Source organism: Sporosarcina cascadiensis (assembly GCF_009650995.1).
Lineage (GTDB): Bacteria > Bacillota > Bacilli > Bacillales_A > Planococcaceae > Sporosarcina > Sporosarcina cascadiensis.
Genome location: NZ_WHVV01000009.1, coordinates 116,354 through 135,651, shown reverse-complemented (window position 1 = coordinate 135,651; position 19,298 = coordinate 116,354). Strand labels below are relative to the sequence as shown.

Here is a 19,298-nt window from a genome sequence, read left to right as displayed (position 1 = left end):
CGTGACTTCATTTGATGACCAGCAAACTGCTTTAAAAGAAGACACAGAAAATATTAAATGTCCTTCATGCGGCGGCAATACGGAGTTTGATCCTGCTTCAGGCAGTTTAAAGTGCCCTTTCTGCAGTCACGAAATCCCGATTGAAGCCACATTTGATCAGAATGTCGAACTGGACTTCGAAAAAGCCGGCACCGATCTGAACCATTTATGGAAAGATGATGTACGAGTATTTTCCTGCAGTAACTGCGGGGCGGAATCCGTCCTTGACGCAAATGTTGTGGCAGATTTCTGTTCATTTTGCGGCTCCTCGCATATCGCTGTGACCGAACATGATGCAGGCATTGCACCGGGACTAGTCATTCCTTTCCATGTTTCCAAAGAAGAAGCGCATGCGAAATTCCGGGATTGGATCAAGGGGCATTTCTTTGCACCTTCGAAATTAAAACAAACCTACCGTCTGAATAAAATTTCAGGCGCCTACCTGCCCTATTGGACGTATGACAGCAAGACCTTTTCTCATTATGTCGTCCGGGTAGGAAACTATTATTATGTAACTGAAACACGTACCATATATGAAGACGGCAAACCTAAAACCGTAACGGAACAAGTCCGGAAAATCCGATGGCACCAGCAAAGCGGTAATTACCGAAAGTTTTTTGATGACGTATTAATCAAAGCGTCGACTACTGTGGATGCAAAGCTGCTGCAAAAAGTGCAGCCTTTTCAGCTGGACGCATTAACTGATTATAAAACGGAATATATGTCCGGCTTTTTAGCGGAGCGCTATTCGGTCTCCTTGCAGCAAGGATTTAAAAAAGCACAGAACTATATGGAACAGCGGATTGTCAGCGGAATTGAAGGCAGCGTAGCGGGCGATATTGTGGAAGTAGTCAATGTTTCTACTGATTACTCAGACATTACCTATAAACATTTGCTGCTTCCTTTATGGATCTCTTCCTTCCAATTCAATCAAAAAGTATATCAGTTTATCGTCAATGGACAGTCAGGAAAAGTATCAGGCAATTATCCAATCAGTTTCATAAAAGTGGCGCTCGTTTCAATTGGTGTCCTGATTGTTATATTTATCATCTATCTGTTTGCCCAAGGCTGACAGAACGTCCTGCCTGTTTGACATTCAGTTACGTACATGACATAATTCAGTGAAATTAAAAATGAACGAGCAGTAAGGATGGATAGAGATGGAAAAGATTTTATTTGTAGGAGCCGGATCGATGGCGGAAGCAATTATCGCCGGCATTGTGGAACAGGAAGTACTGCCTGGAAAACAAGTTTACGTCATGAATCGTTCAGACTCTGACAGACTTTGTCATTTAGAATCACGATACGGCATTACGAAAGTTTGTGAAGACCGTTCATTCATGAAAGAAATCGACTTAGTGGTATTGGCAACTAAACCGAAAGATATTCAGCAGGTTATGCAGGATATCCGGCCGTTGCTTACAGAAAACACAGCTATTCTTTCTGTTATAGCCGGTACTTCAATCGATACTTTTGAAAAGGGTCTTGGGAAACGGCCGATTGCCCGGTCCATGCCAAACACTTCCGCAACCATCGGTAAATCAGCAAGTGGAATCGCATTCAATGAAGAAGTCTCACTAGAGATGCAGCAGTCGATTTTGAACCTGCTGGGTGCGATCGGTATTGTAAAAGTGGTGGATGAAGACGAACTCCACATCGTCACAGCACTTTCCGGCAGCGGCCCGGCCTATATTTATTATTTGGTCGAAGCGCTTGAAGAAGCGGCTGCTGCACAAGGTCTGCAGGCGGCTGTTGCACGCGAATTGATTTTGCAGACGCTTGAAGGGGCTGCAGCCATGTTGAAAACTACTGGTGAAGAACCGAGTACTCTGCGCATGAATGTGACAAGTCCCGGAGGCACGACGGCAGCCGGATTGCAGGCATTGGAAAGTCACGACTTTAAATCGGTGATCGCAGACTGTATCAAGAGTGCAGAAGCGAGATCACGTGAATTAGGTGTATTATCTTAATGAAAAAATAAGCAGCCAGTCCCTTGATTCAGGGCTAGGCTGCTTATTTTTTAGTCAGACAAGTCAACTCATTATTTTTCCATTGAAAGCGCATAAAGTCTTCTGCAATCGATAGATGTGGAAATACCGCTTCCCCTTCCGCCAGAAATTCCGGCATCTCCCCCGGCAGGAAACGTGCACTGATATGATTGACAATCAAATTTTTAACATGTGCTCGTTTGGCAATCGTTGCCGCCTCCACAATAGTGGAATGTCCGAACTCTTTTGCGCCTTTTGCGTATTCATTCGTAAAAGTCGCTTCGTGAATAAGAATGTCTGCACAGTCAGCCAGTTCAACAGCAGCTTCACAGTAAGATGTGTCGCCAATCACCGTAATGATGAACCCTTTTTTTCGTTCAGTTGTAACATTCTTGCTGTAAACTGTAATGCCGTTTTCCAATAGGATATCATGTCCATCCTTCAGCTTTTGCAGCAGCGGACCCTTTGGCACACCTTTCTCAACAGCCTTGTCGATCAGCAGAGTGCCGGGCAAATCTTTCTGTTCAATTCGATAGCCAAAGCTCCTGACGACGTGCTGAACCTCTTTCGCATATACTCTGAATTCATTGCTTTCCAACAACAGGCCATCTGTTACTTCATGGATATTCAGCTTGTAAGGAAGATGCGTTCCTGTCACTTTATACGTATGCTCCAGCCATTCTTTCAAGCCGGCAGGCCCGTATAGATCAACAGGGTCCACCCCTCCCAGAAATGCGCGGGAACTGAGAAACCCCGGCAAGCCGAAAATATGGTCACCGTGCAGATGAGTAATGAAAATTTTCGTGATTTTACGCGGTTTGATGTGACTGTGCAAGAGTTGATGCTGTGTTGCTTCACCGCAGTCAAACAGCCAGTTTTCTCTGTTTTCATCCGTCAGATCCAACACAAGAGCAGATGTATTGCGCTGTTTTGACGGCATGCCAGCTCCAGTGCCTAAAAATTCAATATCCATCATTCTCTCTCCTTCCTACTTATTTGACCATCCTTTTTTAATAACCCCATCACCGAAACGTTCAGTCAGATTTGAAACAAGCTGATCCATCTGAAATTCTTTTTCCAGCTGTTCGTAATTATCAAATGTCAGCTGCTCAACCATTTCATGCCGTTCGATTACGTTTCCGACTGTTACACCCAGCAGCCTGACAGGTTCATTGTTCCAGTGTCTTATAAATAGCTCCAACGCGACGGCGGTAATATCATCCGCTGCATAGACCGCTTGATGAACCGTTCGGCTTCTTGATGTATTTTGCCAGTCCGAATAGCGAATCTGTATCGTAATAGTCACACCCGCTAGCGATTTGGCCTCCAGCCGCTTTGCTACTTTCACCGCCAAACGTTCAAAAATCGGGATACACTCATCAAGTTCTGTCAGATCAATCGGCAGAGTAGTGGAACTACCGATACTTTTGCGCTCATCCGCACTTTCAGGATCAATTGGACGTGTGTCGATTCCGTGGGCACGTTTCTGCAGGCGAACACCATTCTTCCCCAATAAACCTTCAATTGTAATTTTCTCTGCTGCTGCCAGATCTCCAATAGTTTTAATGCCTGCATTCTGCAATTTCTCTTCCGTTCGTTTGCCGATGCCGTGCATTTCAATGACCGGCAGCGGCCACAGAATCTCCGGAACCTGCCGCTTGCGCAAAATGGTAATGCCCATCGGTTTTTTCATATCAGAAGCGGTTTTGGCCAGGAATTTATTGGGCGCGATTCCGATGGAGCACGGCAGATCCAGTTCTCTCAAAATCCGCAGCTGTATTTCTGATGCCAAATCAAAGGCATTTGTCAGCCCGCCGATCTCCGTCGTGTCGATATAGGCTTCATCTATAGATACAGGCTCGACCCATTCTGTGTAGCTGCGCAGAATTTCAAACACCGAATCAGACATTTGGCGGTAAAGCTCATGACGGGGCGGCACAATTGTCAGTTGAGGACAGAGCCGTTTCGCTTCCCCTACAGTCATCGTAGTATAAACTCCATATGCCCTTGCCTCATAAGAACAAGTAACAAGAATGCCTCGTCGTTCTTTTGGATTACCTGCTACAGCAAGTGGAATTCCTTTTAATTTTGGATCAGCCACTTGTTCGACTGAAGCGAAAAAACTGTTCATATCAAGATGCATGATGACTCGCGGACTCGCTGAAGTGAGTTCCATCATATATACACCATTCTTTCTTTAATTTATCGAGCGGCTGAATCAACAGAAAAAAATGGCAAACCAGCTTCAGCCTGCCACTTTTTCAAAGTCTATGTCACTTGCTGAATGTATTCATCATCTTGCTGATCTTGATCTTATTCTGCTGACTGGCGCTGTTCTTTCATATAAGCCGAAATTTCATCCATGCCTGAAAGTGAAGTTGCCAAAATATCCGGGTCGATAACCGTAATCACTCGGTCTTCCAGATTTGCGACTGTAGTGAAATAAGGCGTCTTGGAATAGGCTTTCAGCGCAGTAGAAGTTAGTTTTTCTTCCGGCAGCTCCAAAATTTCTTTTGCGTCTAGTACTAGCAGCCCGACTTCCAGCTGATTCGTCGTTAACACCACGACATGTGATTCTTCGTCCCGCGGAGTAGGTTTATGATATAGAATTTGACTGAAATCTAAAATTGGCACCAATTCTCCTCGTGCCTTCATCAGACCAAGTAAGTATTCAGGCAGATGGGGAATCGGCGTGATGTATTCAAGTTTCTCTATGGAAACAACTGATTCTACAGGCAGCGCATATTCTTCATTTCCAGTCCGCACAATAACAGTTTGCATAGTTGCCCCTTCTTTCATACAGTGGGTTTGAAGGATCAGTCAGCTTTCTTAGATGTCTGCTGTACGATCTCCAGTAATAATTCTGCCAACTTATTCAGTTCTTCGACAGGCATACGTTCATTTTTGGTATGAATTTCTTCATATCCGACAGATAAAGTAACAGTCGGGACTCCCATACCGTTAAATACATTTCCATCGCTTCCGCCGCCGCTCGTCATAATGTTCGGCTCGCGTCCGACAGTTCGAATAGCTTCCATCGCAACTTGCACGACCTGCTCATCTTCGGATAAATTAAAACCGGGGTACATCAGCTCTGTTTTCGTCTCCGCTCTACCGCCGAGTGTACTTGTAGTAGACGCAAATTTTTCTGTCATCAGATCGATTTGCTGCTGCATTTTATCAGGATTGATCGAGCGCACTTCTGAAAGAATGAACGCTTCCTCGCAAACGATATTTGTCGCTTTACCGCCTTCAAATCTGCCGATATTAGCTGTTGTCTCGTCATCGATCCGTCCAAGCTTCATTCCCGCTATCGATTTCGCAGCGAGAGTGATCGCGGAGATTCCTTTTTCAGGAGCCACACCGGCATGGGCTGTCTTTCCATAGATTGTCGTCCAAAGTTTCGACTGGTAAGGAGCCGCGGTAACGATGCCGCCTACTTTTCCATCACTGTCGACTGCGAAACCATATTTAGCTTTCAACAGCTTCGGATCCATTTCTCTCGCTCCGACCAAACCGCTTTCTTCGCCTGCTGTAATAATGAACTGAATATCTCCATGTTTGTTGCCCTGTTCCTGAAGGATTTTCGCAAGTTCCAGCAAAGCGGCGATTCCTGCTTTATCATCCGCACCTAAAATGGTTGAACCGTCACTGTAGATATAGCCGTCTTCTTTTACGACAGGCTTAATTTGCCGTCCAGGGACGACAGTATCCATATGACAAGTGAAATAAATAGGGTCTGCCGATGAATTTGATCCCTTCAAATTGGCAATCAAGTTTCCTGCCCCGTGTCCTGTTTTCTTGCTCGTATCATCTTCTGTTACATCAAAACCGAGTGCTTCCAGTTTCTTCTTCAATACATCTGCAATCTGGCGTTCATTCTTCGTTTCAGAATCAATCTGTACTAATTCTAAAAATTCATTTAGCAATCGCTGTTCATTCACCAAAAAGACTCCCTTACTTATAGAGGTATATTTCCGTGTTTTTTCTTTGGACGATCTTCGTGTTTATTACGCATCATTTCGAGTGCCTGCAGTAATTTAATACGAGTTTCACGCGGATCGATTACATCATCAATCATACCATGGGAAGCAGCAACGTATGGATTTGCAAACTTTTCACGATATTCTTCAATTTTAGCTGTGCGCATCGCTTCAGGATCGTCACTGTTCGCAATATCCCGTGCAAAGATAATGTTCGCGGCGCCTTCTGCTCCCATTACCGCAACTTCTGCATTTGGCCAGGCATAAACAACGTCTGCACCGATTGATTTAGAGTTCAAAGCTACATACGCACCGCCAAATGCCTTACGCAAAATTAATGTGATTTTCGGAACAGTCGCTTCCGAATATGCATAAAGAATCTTTGCTCCATGACGGATGATTCCTCCGTGCTCCTGTTTGATTCCAGGGAAGAAACCCGTTACGTCTTCAAACGTGATCAATGGAATATTGAATGAATCGCAAGTGCGGATAAAACGCGCAATTTTATCAGAGGAATCGATATCCAATCCGCCAGCCATTACTTTCGGCTGATTACAGACGAATCCAACTGTTTCGCCTTTCATCCGTGCATAGCCGACAACAGCGTTTTTTGCGAACTCCGGCTGTATTTCAAAGAATGACCCTTCATCGACAACATGCTCCAATACTTTACGCACATCATAAGGCCGGATAGTTTCGAATGGCACTACATCCGCTAAATCTTCGCGATAGTCATTTTGTTCTTCATAAGGCTGGATCGGTGTCTTTTCCGTGTTATTCTGCGGCAAATAAGACAGCAGATCACGGACTTTATCCAATACTTCATGCTCGTTTGCTCCACGTAAATGCGCGTTTCCGCTAATCGTATTATGGACTTTTGCTCCGCCGAGCCCCTCTGAAGTGATTTTTTCACCTGTCACCGTTTCGATAACTTTCGGTCCGGTAATGAACATCTGGCTGGTCTGGTCCGTCATAATGACGAAATCTGTAATCGCAGGTGAATAGACGGCGCCGCCTGCACACGGTCCAAGAATGACGGAAATCTGAGGAATTACACCTGAATAAATCGAGTTGCGGTAGAAAATCTCACCGTATCCGTCCAGCGACAGCACGCCTTCCTGGATACGTGCACCGCCCGAGTCATTCAGCCCAATAAAAGGCGCCCCGTTTTTTGCTGCCAGATCCATGACATTCGCTATTTTCATCGCATGCATTTCTCCGAGCGCGCCGCCGAATACAGTGAAGTCCTGAGAGAATAAGTAAATTGGACGGCCGTGGATTTTTGCATAGCCTGTTACGACACCGTCGCCGGGACCAACTTGTTTGTCCATGCCGAAGTCGATTGTCCGGTGAACAACAAATGGATTTAACTCTACGAAAGACCCTTCATCCACTAACAGTTCAATCCGCTCGCGGGCTGTAAGTTTGCCTTTTTCATGCTGTTTAATGATCCGTTCGTCTCCGCCGCCCAGCTCAATCTCACGTTTCTTGTCATACAGCTCATTAATTTTATCGTAAATATCCATCTCTTATTCCCCCTTTGTCTTTTCACATAATTCATATAGCACGCCATAAGATGATTTCGGATGCATAAACGCGACTTCCGCTCCGCCTGCTCCCGGTTTCGGCTCATCCTGCAGCAGATTTACCCCTTTTTCTTTCAACTCTTGCATTCTCGTACGAATATCCGAGACGCCAAAAGCAATATGGTGAACCCCTTCACCGCGTTTTTCAATAAATTTGGCAATCGGACTGGCTTCGGACATCGGTTCCAGCAATTCGATCTTCACATTATGTGCGTCAATGAAAGCGACTTTAACGCCCTGGCTTTCCACTTCTTCGATCGCCATAACTTCCAATCCGAGTGTATGTATGTAGTATTCTAATGATTCTTCCATATTTTTTACTGCAATCCCTATATGATCGACTTTATTCACGCGGCATTTCCCCTTTGCCCAGATAGTAGTAATTCAATCTCCGAACGGCCATTCCAGTTGTAAAAGTACGTAATTCTGTTAAAATAAAGCTATACCTATCTCAACATGTAAGGAGTTTAGTTGAATGAGTAATAAAAAAGTTCAAAAAGTCATTGTCTATATTATGGTCGCCGCTATGGTCGCTTCCACCCTGTTCATGGGTCTCAGCATGCTCTTTTAATGTAATGACAGTTCGCATGGTAATCATGCGAACTGTTTTTTTATTTGGATAAAACGATTAAAGTTCTTCGCAGTGCTCTTCAAATTGGCTCTGAAGATTTACGACAACTGACATCGGGTCGTGGCCTTCAATTTCAAAACGGCCGACTTCTGATACAAGTTCTCCATCTTTAAGCAATGCAAATGACGGGGAAGAAGGAATGTGGTCTTCACCAAAGTGCATACGCGCCTGTGCAGTTGCTTCTTTATCCTGTCCTGCAAACACAGTAACCAGATGATCCGGACGCTTGTCATAATGTACTGCATGAGCTGCCGCCGGACGTGCGATTCCGCCTGCACAGCCGCACACTGAGTTCACCATAACTAGTGTCGTTCCGGAACGTTTGAAAGCTTCCTCCACTTGTTCAGGTGTCTGCAATTGCTCATAGCCGCTCGCTTCCATCTCGGATCTCGCCTGGCTCGTAATATCGTTCATGTAAAAATCAAAGTTCATAGTCATGTATAGTATCTCCTTTCAATATAATTAATTTTGATCGCCACAGCCACATTTCTCAATGAACCGGCCATCTTCTTCAATCATAGCATAAACAGCCCCGAATCAAGAAGGAAACAATCGGTCTATTGCTCCTGAAACTGTCACGCTTCCGTCAAGCAGTTCCTGTTCTAGCCCTTTTACCTGATTCTTGCGTCCTTCTTCCGCAAAAAACGAATCGATTAGATGATCTTTTATCATCGAATGAAACCAATCTTTCGTTTGAAGCTGTCTTCTCATATTCCAATAATTATTATCCTGCATAGCCTGCCGGAACTCTAAAATAGTTTCCCATACTTCCTGCAATCCGGTATGTTCAATAGAAGAAACCGGCTGGGCAGTAGAAGTCCAGCCCGGAGAAGCCGGCTGCAGCATATGAAGGATCCGTTTATATTCACGTACGGTCTTTTTCACCATCGGCATATTGCCGCCGTCATTTTTATGAACCACAACGCCGTCTGTCAGCTCCATGATGCCCTTTTTCATCCCTTGCAGTTCATCCCCTGCACCAGTCAGAACGAGCAGCAGGAAATAATCAACCATGCCCCGGACAATGGTTTCTCCCTGTCCGACACCGACCGTTTCAATAAGAATCACATCATATCCCGCCGCTTCACAGAGCAGCATTGTTTCACGGGTTTTCTTATGCACACCGCCGAGCGTACCAGCGGACGGCGATGGACGGATAAACGCATTGTTATGGCGTGCCAACTCTTCCATCCGAGTCTTATCACCCAGTATGCTGCCGCCTGTCAGCGTGGAACTGGGATCGATCGCAAGAACCGCGACTTTATGGCCCCTATTCGCAAGCATCAATCCAAATGCTTCGATAAATGTACTCTTACCTGCTCCCGGAACACCAGTAATGCCGATGCGAATACAGTTTCCTGTCTTTGGCAGTAATTTCGTCAGTACTTCCTGACCAAGTTTCTTATCACTCTGTTTCGTACTTTCAAGCAGCGTGATGCCTTTTGCTAAATGAAGCCGGGAACCTTTTTCGATTTCCGTGCGTAAAGACTCCAGATCTTTTTCAGGAGAAGCTTTCTTAACAAAGCGCTTACGTGAAGAGGCTATAAACCCGTCATGTGTCGACTCGATACCGCGCATGACATGCATGGCTGAATCATCTGCTCCATTTTGTCTGTTTGTCAATCCGTCACTTCCTCGTACCCCAGTTGTCTGTAGATTTCTTCAATGACTTTTTGGGCTGCCACCGGAATCACTGTACCAGGTCCAAAGATGGCGGCTGCACCATTTTTACGCAAGAAATCATAATCCTGTGCCGGTATCACTCCGCCTACGACAACTAAAATATCTTCACGGCCAATTTTCTTCAGTTCTTCACGCAATGTCGGCACCAGTGTTTTATGTCCTGCAGCCAGTGAACTGACGCCGATCACATGCACATCGTTTTCTGCCGCCTGCAAAGCGGTTTCTTCAGGCGTTTGAAATAACGGTCCGATATCCACGTCAAATCCTAAATCGGCAAACGAAGAGGCGATAACTTTCGCACCGCGGTCATGTCCGTCCTGTCCCATCTTTGCAATAAGAATGCGCGGCCGGCGACCTTCATTCTCCAAAAACTCCTCTGTCATGTCTGTAACTTCCTGAATCTCTTCTTCATTCGAGAAATTAGAGCTGTATACACCGCTCACTGAACGGATCACCGCCTTATGACGTCCTGAAACAGATTCAATCGCATCGGATATTTCACCAATTGTTGCACGCGCTCTTGCCGCGTCAACTGCCAGTGCGAGAAGATTTCCCTCTCCGCTCTCTGCAGACTCGGCAATCGCCTTCAATGCATCTTCGACATTCTGCTCATTGCGATCGTGTTTCATTTTATTGATGCGGTCAATTTGTTTCTGACGCACGAGTGTGTTATCAATATCGAGAATATCAATCGCATCTTCTGTATCCAGGCGGTATTTATTTACACCGACAATTGTTTCTGCTTTAGAGTCTATTTTCGCCTGACGTTTTGCTGCCGCCTCTTCAATTTTCATTTTCGGCAACCCTGTCTCAATTGCTTCTGCCATTCCGCCAAGCGACTCAATTTCTTCAATTAAATCCCATGCTTTTTCCATCAGTTCTTCAGTCAGTTTTTCCACATAATAAGAGCCGCCCCATGGATCGATTACTTTCGTCATCATCGTCTCTTCCTGCAGAAATAACTGGGTATTCCGGGCAATCCGTGCGGAAAAGTCTGTCGGCAATGCGATTGCTTCGTCCAGTGCGTTGGTATGAAGTGACTGCGTATGGCCCATCGCAGCTGCATTTGCTTCAACAAGTGTGCGTGTGACGTTGTTGAACGGATCCTGTTCTGTCAGGCTCCAGCCGGATGTCTGGGAGTGTGTGCGCAGTGCAAGTGTTTTCGGATTTTTCGGATCGAATGACTGCATCATCTGCGCCCAGATTTTTCTCGCTGCTCTCATTTTCGCAATTTCCATGAAATAATTCATGCCAATCGCCCAGAAAAACGACAATCGCGGAGCAAATGAATCAATATCGATTCCTGCCTGCAGACCTGTCCGCACATACTCCAACCCGTCCGCCAATGTATAGGCAAGCTCGATATCTGCTGTAGCACCAGCTTCCTGCATGTGATACCCGGAAATCGAAATCGAGTTGAATTTCGGCATATTTTTTGACGTATATGCAAAAATGTCTGCAATAATCCGCATGGACATAGCCGGCGGGAATATATACGTATTCCGCACCATATATTCTTTCAGGATATCGTTCTGAATCGTTCCTGAAAGTTTTTCAGCGGGAACGCCCTGCTCTTCTGCCGCGACAATATAAAATGCCATAACAGGCAGTACAGCGCCGTTCATGGTCATGGAAACAGACATTTGATCGAGCGGTATTCCGTCGAATAAAATTTTCATATCTTCAATCGAATCAATGGCAACGCCTGCTTTCCCCACATCACCGGTTACCCGCGGGTGATCGGAGTCATAGCCCCGGTGAGTTGCCAGATCAAAAGCAACAGACAGACCTTTTTGCCCCATTGCCAAGTTTCTTCTGTAAAATGCATTACTTTCTTCAGCAGTCGAGAACCCTGCGTATTGTCTGACTGTCCACGGGCGCGCCACATACATCGTCGGATATGGACCGCGGGTATTCGGCGCAATTCCCGGATAGTCTTGTAAATGTTCTGTTGCCTCAACATCTTCCGCTGTGTAGACAGGAGAGACCTTGATGCCTTCATTTGTAGTGAAATCTTCTTTTGTCTGCGCAAATTGCGACAGTTCATTCAATGACTGCTCAATATTCACTTTACGAAAATCGGGTTTACTCACCTGGGAGCCCCCCTTTCTTGATGTTTGCAATTTCATTCAACTTGTCGATTTTATCCTGTCCCGCAAAAATGAAGCCGTGCAGACCGTCAGCAAGCCATTGATCTTCAACATCCTGATCGTATTTACCTGCTGCATCGATTACACAGTTCGTTTTCTGCATGTTAAGGAATTCGGCAATAACCTCTTCTGACTGCGCTGCCGAAGCACAAAGCACTGCATAATCAGGCTGCTGTTCGCTAATCCAACCGAGCGCTTGATCAATTGATTCGAATGAAGGGCTCCATTGCGCTTCAATTCCGCCGACTGCCAAAAATCCACTGACAAAGTCAGCACGCGGCTTATAATCTTTCAGGGCACCGAAATTGATCAGGACCGTTTTCGGCAGACTTTCCTGCTGACGCGCACGAAGATTTTCAAAAGGCTCCGCTAACCGTTTCGTCACGGCAATTTCCGGTGATTCTGCAATATTTGTATCCGTTAACTCCGCATAGACATTCGTTCCGATCATTGTCTTTTTGCCGACAGCTGCTTCCTTCTGTCGCTGTGCAAACTGCCTGCTGAGTTCGCCTGACTGCAAGTATGACTGGTAACCGCCTATCTCTTCGATTGTCAGGAACTTATCCCACGACTTGCGAACCAATTCAGCAGTTAATGTCTCAATGAAATAGGAACCGCCTGCAGGATCGAGCACTTGATCAATATGTGTTTCCTCTTTCAATATCAGCTGAATATTTCGGGCATATCGATTGGAGCCCGGCGATGTGCCGGTTAAAACATCATGCGGCAGGACAGTCAGCCAATCTGCTCCTCCAAGAACAGCAGCAAATGCCGCATTTCCACCGCGCAGCAAGTTTACATACGGATCAAGTTTCGAATAAGAACGCAATGAGGTAATGGCCACCAGCGGAACCTGTTTCGCGTTTGCCACGCCATAGGCATCGTTGAAAAGTTTCCACAAAACGCGGAACGACCGGAATTTCGCAATTTCCATGAAGAAATGCGTATCTGAAGCAAATCGTGCATAAAACCCTTCAGTGAACTCTTCGAATGAACCGGCTTCCTCGGCCTTTTCAGCAGCAATTGCCAAACTTAACGCCAATTCCGTTACTGCATCTGCACCTTCATGATGTACTGTCCATAAGTCAGCGCCTTTTGTACGGAAATTAGGGAATTTGCCAGGAAGAACAGCGGTATCGCTTATCACTATCCCTTTGACTGCAGCGCGATCAGATTCCTCAACAAATGTAAAGGCTTGCATAATAGGATCGTCTTTTTCAATATCCATGAGCAGAACCGGATGCTTTGTCAGCAATTGTGCTAACTGCCGCAATTCCTCTTCCGTCCAGACCATTGCTTTTAACCCGTTATATGTGATTGCCTGATTGCCTCTTTCCAGCGACTCTGTCAACTGAAGAAGAAACTGCTCTCCATTTTCTGCAGCGGCAGGCTGGGCAATTGTCCAGCCAAATTGCGGCTTCGTCACACGCGAAATCTGCTGCTGGTCAATATCTTCTTTCGTATATAAAGGAAGCAAATCAATTCCTTCAGCAGTTTTAGTCAGCAGGGATTCAAAAGATTTCCCTTTCAATGACTGAACAGCCGCTTCCTTCCATTCATCATAACTCGGCGCCTCAAATGCAAAGGCTTTCATATTATGTATCGGCATACTGGTGCTCCTTCCATCTTGTAAACCTTCATTAGTTCTAGTGTACCGCAGTGTGCTAGATGAAGAAAGAGGCAAATTAGAAGTTATTAGCTAATTTGCCTCTTCACAATAACATGTGCTTGACAGTCTATTTCATGGATTTGACCGTGATTGCGCAGTATAGAATGGTAGGTGGGTAGAAGACCGTTCCCCTGCGTTCCAGGCGGACGCGTTCTGGAGGGCCCGCGGTGAGCCAACTTGGTCGCTGCGCTCCCGCAAGTTGTCTCACCTGTCGGGCTGATCCTCCCAGAGTCGCCGCCTTCCACTCCGGTACACTGGCTGGTGTTTTAATAATTTTTGTGCGAGAAGGCAGTAGGAGCAAAATATCTGAGACTATTACGATAGGTAAGGCGTTTTATGCAATACTTAGCATTCTGCAAAGGTTTAGATCCTTGTGATAAAAGTGTTTACAAAGTCGAGAAACGAAACCACGCCAACTTAACTCATACTCTGCCGAAAGGCAACACGACATACATTTTCTAGCAAAAGCGTAGGCGCAACTGCGGGGTCGGCCGTTGCGAAGCGAACAGCGAAGGGTTCGCTTTGCCGTATTTCTGCGTTCTTTGCAGAAATTAAGGCAATGATGCATGCCCTTCGCCAGTAGGCTTATCGCGTAAGGCAATCCCCCAGCGCCGAAGCGGATTTAAACTGCAGCATCATTTTCGCAATACAGACATGACAAGTTTTCAAGAACCGATTTTGGTACAGACCGAATTTACCTAACTATTAAAACTTACGTTGAAAAACAACCTTCAGCAATAATCTGAAGGTTGTCAGGCATTAATATAAAGAAGTCTGGTCTTTCGACATATTCTCCAATAATTCTTTCACACGCGCAAGGAATCTTCCGCAGACTAATCCATCGAGCACGCGGTGATCGAGTGATAAACATAAATTGACGATATCACGAATGGCGACCATGCCGTTATTCATCACAACCGGGCGTTTTACGATCGTCTCCACCTGCAGAATAGCAGCCTGCGGATAATTGATAATCCCCATTGACTGCACCGATCCAAATGAACCCGTGTTATTGACTGTGAACGTGCCGCCCTGCATATCTTTCGTCTGCAGTTTACCATTGCGCACTTTACCTGCCAGTTCGTGAATATCACGGGCCAGCGCTTTTATCGTTTTTTCATCAGTCTGCTTAATGACCGGTACATAAAGTGCTTCGTCCGTCGCCACGGCGATCGAAATATTGACGTCTTTTTTCATGACGATTTTGTCGCCTGCCCACATGGAGTTGACAGCCGGAAATTCTTTCAGCGCCTGTGAAACGGCTTTGATGAAAAAGGCGAAATACGTTAAGTTAAATCCTTCTTTTTCTTTGAATTCATCTTTCACACCATCACGCAGAGCCACTAGTTCCGTGACATCCACTTCGATCATTGTCCAGGCATGGGGTGCCTCTGTTACGGAACGCACCATATTTTTTGCAATCGCGCGCCGGATACTTGTTATCGGAATTTCAATATCTCCGTTTTCAAGCTGTACATTCGGCGTGACATTCTGCTCGAAACCAGACTTTTCATTATCTGTATAAGTCAGCTCCTGCTGTACCGGCTGTTTTTCTGAGGCAGCAGACGGCTGTTCCGTAACCGCCTGAGCCGTTTGAGACCCGCCGTCTTCAATGAAAGCCAATAGGTCTTTCCTGGTGATTCGACCTTCTCTGCCAGAACCCGATACTTGAGACAGATCAATCTCGTGTTCTTGTGAAAGTCTTAAGACAGCAGGCGAATAGCGGCCTGCGGCTTTTCCTCTAGCAGCAAGTTTCGCTGACGGTTTTGCCGGTTGCGCTTGCTGTGCACTTCGTTCTTGCTCGGGTTGAACGGTTGTTTCTGCAGATTCCACAACCGGCTGCTGCTGTGCAGCTGTACCTTCAGCTTCAATCAGGCAGACTGTCCCGCCTACTTCAATTGTCTCGCCTTCATTTGCAATAATCTCCGTGATTTTCCCTGCAAATGAAGAAGGTATTTCAGCAGTCACTTTATCTGTTGTCACTTCAGCCAATGCATCATATTTTTCAACCGCATCACCGGGCTTCACGAGCCACTTTTCAATAGTTCCTTCTGTGACACTCTCCCCCAGCTGCGGCATGGTAATTTTTTGGATTGCCATCCTACACGCCTCCTTAGACTAGAATTCCGCTAATTCCCTTGCTGCTTTTTCTACCTTTTCCGGATTCATCATAAAAAACTTTTCCATCGAAGGCGCGTAAGGCATAGCAGGTACATCCGGTGCAGCCAGCCGTTTGACCGGGGCATCCAGTTCAAATAGACAATGCTCCGCAATGATGGCAGCCACTTCACTCATAATACTGCCTTCGAGATTATCTTCCGTCACCAATAATACCTTGCCTGTTTTGGAAGCGGCTTCGATAATTGCTTCACGGTCCAGCGGATACACTGTTCTTAAATCCAGAAGGTGAACCGAAATCCCGTCTTCCTGTAGACGTTCTGCAGCTTGCAGGGCGAAATGGACGCAAAGACCATACGTAATGATTGTAATATCATCACCCTCGCGCTTGATGTCTGCTTTTCCGATCGGCAGTACATAATCTTCATCAGGCACTTCGCCTTTTATCAAACGGTACGCACGCTTATGTTCAAAGAACAGAACAGGATCTTCATCCCGCACAGCCGCTTTCAGCAAACCTTTTGCATCATACGGAGTGGAAGGGATGACGATTTTCAGACCAGGTGTGGATGCGAACATCGATTCCACAGACTGCGAGTGATAAAGCGCACCGTGTACGCCTCCGCCAAATGGTGCCCGGATTACAATCGGACAAGACCAGTCATTATTTGACCGATATCGGATCTTCGCGGCTTCTGAAACAATTTGATTCACAGCCGGCATAATGAAATCCGCAAATTGCATTTCTGCAATCGGCCGCATGCCGTACATCGCAGCACCGATTGCGACTCCTGCAATGGCAGATTCTGCAAGAGGAGTATCGAGCGAACGGTATTCGCCAAACTGCTCGTATAAGCCGATCGTCGCTTTGAATACACCACCTTTTCGGCCGACATCTTCTCCAAGTACGAATACTTGATCATCACGTTCCATTTCTTCTTTCATTGCCAGGTTAATGGCATCGATAAATGAACGAACGGCCATTATGCTCCGCCTCCTTTTTCCTCATAAACATAACGCATCGCATGTTCAGGTTTTGCATAGGGAGCTGCTTCTGCATATTCCGTCGCTTCATCGACAATTTCTTTAACCCGCTGTTCTATTTCATCATGCTTGTCTTCAGTTAACAGCTCTGTTTCCTGTAAGTAATGAAGAAAAGTCAGTAAAGGATCAAGTTTTTTTTCATTTTCCAGCTCTTCTGCGTCACGATACAAACGCTGGTCATCATCTGAAGAATGCGCCGTCAGCCGATAGCATACTGCTTCAACTAGCGTAGGACCTTCACCGCTTCTCGCACGATCTGCAGCTTCCTTCACCGCTTCATACACCGTTAAAGGATCAGTGCCGTCCACGGTGATTCCTGGCATTCCATACCCTGCTGCACGGTCAGATACGTGTTCGCAGGCCAGCTGTTTACTGACAGGAACAGAAATTGCATATTTATTATTTTCCACCATGATGACAGTCGGCAGTTTATGCACGCCGGCAAAGTTCATCCCTTCATGGAAGTCTCCCTGATTGGATGAGCCTTCGCCTAACGTAACGAACGTAATGAAATCTTCTTTATTCATTTTCGCAGCCAGCGCCACTCCCACTGCGTGCGGCAGCTGTGTGGTAACTGGAGAAGACCCGGTAATTATGCGATTTTTGCGCTGACCAAAATGTCCGGGCATCTGTCTGCCGCCCGAGTTTGGGTCTTCTGCTTTCGCAAATGCCGACAACATCAGCTCTTTAGGTGTCATGCCAAAATGCAGCACAATTCCCATGTCCCGATAGTATGGCGCAATCCAGTCTTTCTTATGATTCAGGGCAAATGCCGCTCCCACTTGGGCAGCTTCCTGCCCTTGACAAGAAATGACAAATGGTATTTTCCCTGAACGGTTCAGCAGCCACATGCGTTCGTCCAAACGCCGTGCCATCAGCATTGTTTCGTACATTTGCAGCACGGCTTCATCTGTCAGACCCAATTCGATATGACGATTATTCATTCTGCTTCCTCCTTCACATGTGAATGGCAATGCCTTCAACAGCCAAAGCCGCTTCACTGAGTGCTTCAGATAATGTCGGGTGCGGGTGTATCGCAGAAGATACTTCCCAAGGAACTGCATTGAGAACCATAGCAAGACCGGCTTCGGAAATGAGATCTGTAACATGCGGACCTACCATATGAACGCCGATTATATCGTCACTGTCCTGATCAGCCAGAACTTTCACAAAACCTTCTGCATAGCCATTCACCAATGCTTTTCCATTCGCTTTAAATGGAAACTTTCCTACTTTCACTTTGATCCCTCGTTCTTCTGCCTGCTTTTCTGTCAGACCGATAGCAGCTGTCTCCGGAAACGAATATACACAGCGCGGAACTGCATCCATATCCAAAGGTTCACGCTTGATACCCGCTATATGATCGACAGCAAATAACCCTTCATGCTCCGCCATATGCGCCAATTGAAGTCCGCCGATCACATCTCCGATTGCATAAATATGCTGGTCTTTCGTTTGATAAAATTTATTCGTCTGAATCGTACCTTTTTCCACTTGGATTTCAGTGTTTTGCAAACCGATATCATCGATGACTGAGTCCCGGCCCACAGATACTAGCAGTCTTTCACTGCTGACTGAATATTCCTGCGCACCCATCTGGTAAGAAACCGTAACTTCTCCTGGTTGCTTCTGAATAGAATCCGTTCGAATTGCTGCACCTAATCTGAATGTCACACCGCGCTTTTCCAGAGCCTTCTGGACTGTCGCTGCGACTTCATGATCTTCCGTCGCCAAAATGCGCTCCAGACGATCCAGTACAGTGACCTGCACACCAAAGTCATTCAGCATAGATGCCCATTCAATTCCGATGACACCGCCGCCAATAATCGTCATAGAAGAAGGAAGCGCCTTCATTTCCAGAGCTCCCTGTGAAGTCAGAATCTGCTCTTCATCAATATCCAATCCCGGTAAAGTTTTCGGTTTAGAACCTGTAGCAATTATCAGGTTTTTTAAAATAAGAATTTCATTTTCATCACCGTTGTCCATCTCAACTGAAATGGTCCCCGGCATTGGAGAGAAAATCGAAGCTCCCAGTATTCTCCCTGTTCCGTGAAAGACATCAATCTTCCCTTTTTTCATCAGGCTTTCAACACCTACATGCAACTGACTGACGATTTGATTCTTTCTTTTTTGCACTTGGGAAAAGTCCAGCGACACATCCCCCGTATTCACACCGAATTCACTCGCTTCGCTGCTGGCAGCCCGAAAGACTTCAGCGCTTTTCAGTAAGGCTTTACTTGGGATACAGCCGCTATGCAGACATGTTCCGCCAAGCTTTGATTTTTCGACGATAGCTGTTTGCAACCCGAGCTGTGCTGCACGGATGGCTGCCACATAGCCACCTGTCCCGCCGCCTAATATGACTAAGTCGTATTCCTTGCTCAAATAATCGCACACCTTTCACCGA

17 protein-coding genes are annotated in these 19,298 nt (G+C 46.1%); 3 read left to right on the top strand and 14 right to left on the bottom strand.

Translation table 11 applies throughout. From position 1 onward, the window contains the following. The first annotated feature begins 1 nt into the window (after window position 1). Window positions 2–1,111, top strand: coding sequence for a hypothetical protein (locus GDZ68_RS11280; protein ID WP_153722396.1), 1,110 nt, complete (start codon window positions 2–4; stop codon window positions 1,109–1,111). Window positions 1,112–1,199: 88 nt separating this feature from the next. Further along, entirely contained in the window at window positions 1,200–2,009 is an 810-nt protein-coding gene (gene proC / locus GDZ68_RS11275) for a pyrroline-5-carboxylate reductase (RefSeq protein ID WP_153722395.1), read from the top strand. 43 nt (window positions 2,010–2,052) lie between these two features. Here the strand turns inward: proC and rnz are convergent, their stop codons facing one another. From rnz to mce, 6 genes are all read right to left on the bottom strand, one after another. Next, on the bottom strand, window positions 2,053–3,000 hold the full coding sequence (rnz, locus tag GDZ68_RS11270) for a ribonuclease Z (RefSeq protein WP_153722445.1): 948 nt from the start codon (window positions 2,998–3,000) through the stop codon (window positions 2,053–2,055). A gap of 15 nt (window positions 3,001–3,015) precedes the next feature. Next, the gene (locus GDZ68_RS11265) at window positions 3,016–4,206 is read right to left on the bottom strand and encodes a DNA polymerase IV (protein ID WP_153722394.1); all 1,191 of its coding nucleotides are present in this window, start codon (window positions 4,204–4,206) and stop codon (window positions 3,016–3,018) included. A 134-nt stretch (window positions 4,207–4,340) separates the two neighbouring features. Next, window positions 4,341–4,808 carry a chemotaxis protein CheW gene (locus tag GDZ68_RS11260; protein ID WP_228551083.1) on the bottom strand — a complete coding sequence of 156 codons (468 nt, stop codon included), beginning with the start codon at window positions 4,806–4,808 and terminating at the stop codon, window positions 4,341–4,343. Between the two features lie 35 nt (window positions 4,809–4,843). Continuing rightward, window positions 4,844–5,971: a M20/M25/M40 family metallo-hydrolase gene (locus tag GDZ68_RS11255; protein ID WP_153722392.1), complete on the bottom strand. Its 1,128-nt coding sequence runs from the start codon at window positions 5,969–5,971 to the stop codon at window positions 4,844–4,846. Window positions 5,972–5,988: 17 nt separating this feature from the next. Continuing rightward, window positions 5,989–7,536 (bottom strand): acyl-CoA carboxylase subunit beta, encoded by a 1,548-nt coding sequence (locus GDZ68_RS11250; protein ID WP_153722391.1) that lies wholly within the window; start codon window positions 7,534–7,536, stop codon window positions 5,989–5,991. Between the two features lie 3 nt (window positions 7,537–7,539). After that, window positions 7,540–7,947, bottom strand: a complete 408-nt coding sequence (gene mce, locus GDZ68_RS11245; RefSeq protein ID WP_153722390.1) for a methylmalonyl-CoA epimerase — start codon at window positions 7,945–7,947, stop codon at window positions 7,540–7,542. A 124-nt stretch (window positions 7,948–8,071) separates the two neighbouring features. On the opposite strand from mce, the gene prli42 reads away from it, so the two are divergent. Further along, window positions 8,072–8,167, top strand: coding sequence for a stressosome-associated protein Prli42 (prli42, locus tag GDZ68_RS11240; RefSeq protein ID WP_153722389.1), 96 nt, complete (start codon window positions 8,072–8,074; stop codon window positions 8,165–8,167). Window positions 8,168–8,224: 57 nt separating this feature from the next. On the opposite strand, the gene GDZ68_RS11235 is transcribed toward prli42, so the two are convergent. The 8 genes from GDZ68_RS11235 to lpdA form a co-directional block, all read right to left on the bottom strand. After that, on the bottom strand, window positions 8,225–8,665 hold the full coding sequence (locus tag GDZ68_RS11235; RefSeq protein WP_153722388.1) for a BrxA/BrxB family bacilliredoxin: 441 nt from the start codon (window positions 8,663–8,665) through the stop codon (window positions 8,225–8,227). Between the two features lie 99 nt (window positions 8,666–8,764). Continuing rightward, entirely contained in the window at window positions 8,765–9,814 is a 1,050-nt protein-coding gene (meaB, locus tag GDZ68_RS11230; RefSeq protein ID WP_153722444.1) for a methylmalonyl Co-A mutase-associated GTPase MeaB, read from the bottom strand. 32 nt (window positions 9,815–9,846) lie between these two features. Continuing rightward, window positions 9,847–12,003 (bottom strand): methylmalonyl-CoA mutase, encoded by a 2,157-nt coding sequence (gene scpA, locus GDZ68_RS11225; RefSeq protein ID WP_153722387.1) that lies wholly within the window; start codon window positions 12,001–12,003, stop codon window positions 9,847–9,849. Then, window positions 11,996–13,669, bottom strand: a complete 1,674-nt coding sequence (locus GDZ68_RS11220; protein WP_153722386.1) for a methylmalonyl-CoA mutase family protein — start codon at window positions 13,667–13,669, stop codon at window positions 11,996–11,998. The genes scpA and GDZ68_RS11220 overlap by 8 nt, the downstream gene beginning before the upstream one ends. Window positions 13,670–14,488: 819 nt before the next feature. After that, complete coding sequence (locus tag GDZ68_RS11215; RefSeq protein WP_153722385.1) at window positions 14,489–15,829, bottom strand: dihydrolipoamide acetyltransferase family protein; 1,341 nt, start codon at window positions 15,827–15,829, stop codon at window positions 14,489–14,491. Between the two features lie 18 nt (window positions 15,830–15,847). After that, entirely contained in the window at window positions 15,848–16,831 is a 984-nt protein-coding gene (locus GDZ68_RS11210) for an alpha-ketoacid dehydrogenase subunit beta (protein WP_153722384.1), read from the bottom strand. After that, on the bottom strand, window positions 16,831–17,835 hold the full coding sequence (locus GDZ68_RS11205; protein ID WP_153722383.1) for a thiamine pyrophosphate-dependent dehydrogenase E1 component subunit alpha: 1,005 nt from the start codon (window positions 17,833–17,835) through the stop codon (window positions 16,831–16,833). The genes GDZ68_RS11210 and GDZ68_RS11205 overlap by 1 nt, the downstream gene beginning before the upstream one ends. Before the next feature lie 13 nt (window positions 17,836–17,848). Continuing rightward, window positions 17,849–19,276, bottom strand: coding sequence for a dihydrolipoyl dehydrogenase (lpdA, locus tag GDZ68_RS11200; RefSeq protein ID WP_153722382.1), 1,428 nt, complete (start codon window positions 19,274–19,276; stop codon window positions 17,849–17,851). Window positions 19,277–19,298 lie beyond the last annotated feature (22 nt).